The organism is Streptomyces lavendofoliae, from assembly GCF_014649735.1.
GTDB lineage: Bacteria > Actinomycetota > Actinomycetes > Streptomycetales > Streptomycetaceae > Streptomyces > Streptomyces lavendofoliae.
Window position 1 is genome coordinate 1 of the sequence record NZ_BMTP01000045.1, and the last position, 6,007, is coordinate 6,007.

General features: G+C 68.8%; 1 protein-coding gene. It reads left to right on the plus strand.

The window, feature by feature from the left end; translation table 11 throughout:
* Positions 1 to 261 precede the first annotated feature (261 nt).
* A partial coding sequence (locus IE109_RS32650) for a DNRLRE domain-containing protein (RefSeq protein ID WP_189554983.1) occupies positions 262 to 6,007 on the plus strand: 5,746 nt, incomplete at its 3' end.

Here is a 6,007-nt window from a genome sequence, read left to right on the forward strand (position 1 = left end):
GGCGGGGTAGGCGTCTCTGGCGGTCCGTCAAGAATCGATCACGATCCTCCGCTTAGCTGTCGGGGATGTCGGGCGCATGCTTCCTTGGGGTCTTTGTGGGCTTTCCCTTGTAGGTACCTTCACATGGCATCGGTTTTTGTGATGCACATGTAACGAAGAGACCGAGGAACCATGACGGTGCACATACCCGCGCCCGATGAGCGTGGGCGGGCCTGGTCGGGGAGAAGCTTGCGCTACATCGCAGGCAGTCTCGCGGCGACCATGGCATTCACGCTGCTTGACGGCGTGAGTCCTGCGGTTGCGTCGCCCTCCGGGGCGGTCGCTGCCGAGAAGAAAACCAGTGTCACGCAGGCTGCTGACATTCCATCAGCGCGCGTGGCTGCCCGGTTGTCGGGCAGGCGTGTGGAGGCCTTGTCGGAGCGGACGGAGACGTCGACGACGTGGGTCAACAAGGACGGGTCGCTTACGACCGAGCTGTCCGCCGGGCCCATCCGCTTCCATGACGAGGACAGCGGCGACTGGCGTGACGTCGATCTCGACCTTGTCGCCGGCGCCGACGGAGCGGTCGAGTCCAAGGCCCACCCGCAGGGCCTGAGGCTGGCGGGCAAGACCGGCACCCCGGCCGCCTCGCTGAAGGCCGGGCAGGCAGCCAAGGCTGTCGACCTGGTCACCCTTGGCGAAGGGGATGAGCAGATCACCCTGCAGTGGCGGGGCGGGCTGCCGGCTCCCAAGCTGGAGGGCACGCGTGCCGAGTACGTCAACGCCGTGCCTGGTGCGGACGTCGTCGTCGAGGCGACGCGGACCGGGTTCGAGCAGTACGTCGAGATCAAGCAGCGGCCGGCCGCCGAGGGCTACACGTACACCCTGCCTCTGAAGACCAAGGGTCTGAAGGTCACCGAGCAGGAGGACGGCAGCCTGCTCTTCACCGACAAGAAGAGCAAGAAGCAGGCAGTCATGCCCGCTCCGGTGATGTGGGACTCCACGGTCGACAAGGTCTCCGGCGAGCACACTCGCCGGGCCAAGGTCGCCATGAAGGTCGTCAAGCACAAGGGATCGGTGGATCTGGTCCTGACGCCGGACGCGAAGTGGCTGGCGGACCCGGCGACCAAGTACCCGGTGACGGTCGACCCGTCCACCTCCGCGCTGGGTAACGTCTTCGACACCTACGTCCAGCAGGGCGAGACCGTCGACTGGTCCAACGACGTCGAGCTGGACTTCGGCAACCCCGGCACGAAGAACGCTGACGGCACTCCGCGTACCGCGCAGTCCTTCGTCTCCTGGAACACCACGCCGGTGCAGGACGCGCTCGTGCTGGACGCCAAGCTGAGCCTGTGGAACTTCCACTCCGGCAACGCTCCCGCGTGCACTGCGCAGTCGTGGGAGGTGTGGTCTTCCGCTGCCGCGTCCACCTCGAGCCGCTGGACGAACCGTCCGGCGATGACGGCGAAGAAGGCCACCAGCACCGAGACCCGCGGGCACACCTCGTGCACCACCCAGCCCGACGGCTGGATCAACGCCGATGTGACCACGCTGGTTCAGGAGTGGGCCTCGGCCAAGGCGACCCGCGGCCACATGGGCCTGCGCGCCACGGACGAGACGCTGACCACGCAGTGGAAGCGGGTGAACTCGGCGAACGCGGCGGCCAACCCGCCTAAGCTGGTCGTCAACTACAACTACCGGCCGCGTACCGGCACCAAGCAGGAGGCCGGCCCGCCGTACTTCTCCTACGGCGGTAACTACGTCGTCAACACCGCCACCCCGACTCTGCGCGACACCTTCGTCGACGCGGACGGTGACAAGGTCAACGGCACCTTCCAGATCTTCGACAACGCCACCAATACCCAGGTCGGCAATGTGCTGGTGTCGAAGTACGTGCCTTCGGGCCAGGTCGCGTCCGTGACCGTCCCGGCGGGCATGCTGACCAACGGCAAGACCTACAAGTTCCGCACCTCGCCCTACGACGGCAGCCACTACAACGTGGGCTGGTCGGCGTTCAAGGTCTTCACCGTCGACACCGCGGCACCGTCCGCTCCGACGGCGATCACCTCCACGGACTACCCCTCCAACGCCTGGATCAAGGGCGCCGGTCAGGCCGGTACGTTCACCGTGACGCCTCCGGCCGGTGACCACAACTGGCTGGAGTGGTCGCTGGACGGGACGACCTGGACCAAGGTCACCACCAGCGGTGCCACGGGCGCGAAGGCGATCTCCATCACCCCGCCCAAGGACGGCACCCACACCCTGCAGGTCAGGGCGGTCGACAAGGCGGACAACAAGTCCGAGGCCATCGACTACACCTTCCACGCCGGCCCCGGCGGTTTCGTGCAGCCCGCGGAGGGCGAGCGCACCGCGCGTCGCCTGCCGCTGGTCGCTGAGGCCGAGGCCAGCAAGTACGACGCGGTGTCCTTCTCCTGGCGCCGTTCCGAGGCCGATCCCTGGGTCCGTATCCCGGTCGCAGACGTCACCTCCGGCGGCACCGCGCTGACCGCCTGGCCGGTGGCCATGACCAACGGCAAGAACGCTCCGCTGGTCTGGAACGCGACCAACACCGTCGACCCGGACGGCACGGTCCAGATCAAGGCCGACTTCGCCGGCCCCAACAGCGCCGCGGGAAGCACCGCGCCGATGACTGTCGTGGTCGACCGCAATGCCACCGGCGCCTCCGGCGAGGAAGTCGGGCCCGGCTCGGTCAACCTGCTGACGGGTGACTACACCCTGTCGGCCAGTGATGCTTCGGCCTTCGACATGTCGGTGTCGCGTACGGCGTCCTCCCGCACCCCGGGCAAGGGTGCCGCACAGGAGGGCCAGGCGGCCATCTTCGGCAAGGAGTGGGTCGCCGGCACCGCCGCCGAGGCGACGGAGTCCGACTTCTCCCACATCCGTAAGCTGTCCGACACGGCTGTCGCCGTCGTGGGCGCTGAGGGAGACGAGACGCACTTCACCGCGAATGCGGCCAAGACCGGCTGGGTGCCGGAGCCCGGTGCGGAGGATCTGACGCTCAAGGGCAGCACCACGGGCGCGTTCACCCTGTCCGACACCGATGGCACGGTCACCGAGTTCACCAAGCCCGATGCCACGGCCACGACCTGGCAGGTGTCCAGCACGCTGCTGGACGGTCTGTCCAACAGCACCACCACCGTCGTCTCCGAGACGGTGACCGTCGCCGGAAAGACGGTTGCCCGGCCCAAGCGGATCATCGCGCCGACCTCGGCCGCTACCGCTGCCGCCTGCACGGCCGACTCGGCCACCAAGGGCTGCCGGGTGATGGAGTTCGTCTACGGTGCCTCCACCACCGCCACCACGACCGCCCTGGGCGACGTGGCCGGCCAGGTCAAGGAGATCCGCCTGTGGTCCACCGCCCCCGGGGCGGCCGCGGCGACCTCCAAGACGGTGCAGAGCTACCTCTACGACGGCGAAGGTCGTCTGCGCGAGACGTGGAACCCGCAGATCAGCCCCGCGCTCAAGACGCAGTACGCCTACGACACCGCCGGCCGTGTCACGCAGCTGACCCCGGCCGGTGAACTGCCCTGGACCTTCACCTACGGCAAGGCCGGCAACGCCGCCACCGCCGGTGAGGGGATGCTGCTGAAGGCATCACGTCCCGGACTGCAGCAGGGCACCACCGGTACCGAGTCCGGTACCGCGGCCACCAGCATCGTCTACGACGTAGCTCTGACCGGCACCGCGGCCCCGCACAAGATGGGTGCCGCGGACGTGAAGGCGTGGGGCCAGAGCGACGCTCCCACCGACGCCACCGCCGTCTTCCCCGCCGACGCCGTTCCCGCCGACCACTCCGGTGACGCGCTGGGCTCCGGTGACTACAAGCGGGCCGAGGTGCACTACCTCGGCGTGTCCGGCCGCAAGGTCAACACCGCCACCCCCGGCGGCCACATCACCACCACCGAGTACGACCGCTTCGGCAACACCGTGCGGGAACTGACGGCCGGCAACCGCGCCGTCGCGCTCGGGCTGACCGCGGGCGACACCGCAACCCAGGCCGACCTCGGCATCGCAGCACTTCCTTCTGCCGAGCGCGCCGACCTGCTGGCCACCAAGTCGCTCTACAACGAAACCGGTACCCGGGAACTGGAGGAGTTCGGCCCGCTGCGGCGTGTCGACCTGGCCGCCGACCTGAAGTCCGGAACCACCACCCTGGTGCCGGCCAAGACCTCGGTGACCGCCCGTTCCTGGACGCTCAACGAGTACGACGCCGGGCGTCCCACCGACGGCACCGCCAAGGTCAAGGACCAGGTCACCAAGGTCACCACCGGTGCCGAGGTACGCGAACACCCCACGGTCATGGGTGAGTCCCGCGCCGTGCAGACGGTCTACGACTGGGCCAAGGGCCTGCCGTCGAAGACCATCAAGGACCCGGCCGGTCTGGCGATCACCGAGACCACCGAGTACGACGCTCAGGGCCGGGTGACCAAGCAGCTGCTGCCCGGCGCCACCGGTACCGACACCGCGACCCGTGTGACGACCTACTGGTCGGCCACCGGCACCGGCGCCTGCGCCGGCCGCCCCGAGTGGGCGGACCTGGTGTGCTCCACCGGCCCGGCCGGTGCCATCACCGGCGGCGGCACCAACCCCGCTCAGCTGCCGACCGCGACCACCGAGTACGACTGGTGGGGCAACGCCGCCAAGGTCATCGAGACCGCCAACGGCGTGACCCGGACCACGACCACCTCGCACGACGACGCCGGAAGGCCGACCACGGTCGCCACCACCGGCGGTGTCGGACAGGCGGTCCCGCAGGCCACCACCGAGTACGACCCGGCCACCGGCCGTGCCAGCAAGACCATCTCGCCCACCGGCGGCACGATCACCCGGGCGTACGACAAGCTCGGCCGCCTGGTGTCCTACACCGACGCCGACGGCGGTACGACCACCACCGAGTACGACCTGCTCGACCGGCCAGTCAAGGTCACCGACACCGCGCCGTCGACCGTCACCTACACCTACGACCACACCGCCGAGCCGCGCGGACTGGCCACGACGACCACCGACTCCATCGCCGGTGCGTTCAAGGCCGTCTACGACGCGGACGGCTCCGTGGCCAGCGAGCAGCTCCCCGGCGGCTACACGGTCAAGCAGACCGAAGACCCCACCGGCTCGGCACTCGAGCGCACCTACACCCGTGACAGCGACGGCACGATCGTCTACTCCGACACCGTGACCGAATCCGTACACGGGCAGGTCACCACCCACGCCGGATGGTCCGACCAGGCCTACCGCTACGACGCCACCGGCCGCCTCACCGCTGTCGAGGACACTGCGGACACCATCTGCACCCTCCGCAGCTACACCTTCGACAACCGCACCAACCGCTCCACCCTCACCTCGGCAACCGGCACCCCCGGCGCCGACTGCCCCACCAGCGGAGGAAGCACCACCAGCTACACCTACGACAGCGCCGACCGCCTCGTCGACGCCGGCTACACCTACGACGCCTTCGGCCGCACCAGCGCCGCCCCGGGCAACGGCACCATCGGCTACTACGCCAACGACCTCGCCCACCAGCAGACCGCGAACGGCAAGCGCCAGACCTGGCAGCTCGACGCCAGCCACCGCTTCCGTTCCTGGAACGTGGAAACCGGCAGCGGCACCACCTGGACCACGACCGCGTCCAAGCTCAACCACTACGACAGCGACAGCGACAACCCCCGCTGGATCATCGAGGACACCACCACCGGCGCCCTCACCCGTAACGTCGACACCGCCTCCGGCGACCTCGGCGCCACGACCAGCAAGACCGGCGACACCGTCCTGCAGCTGACCAACATCCACGGCGACGTCGCCCTCCAGCTCCCCCTGGACACCACCAAGGCACCCCAGGCACTGGACAACGACGAATACGGCAACCCCCGCAACAACCAACCCGCCGTCCGCTACAACTGGCTCGGCGCCAAACAACGATCCGCCGAAACCCTCACCGGACTCACCCTCATGGGCGTCCGCCTCTACAACCCCCGCACCGGACGCTTCCTGTCCACCGACCCCGTCCACG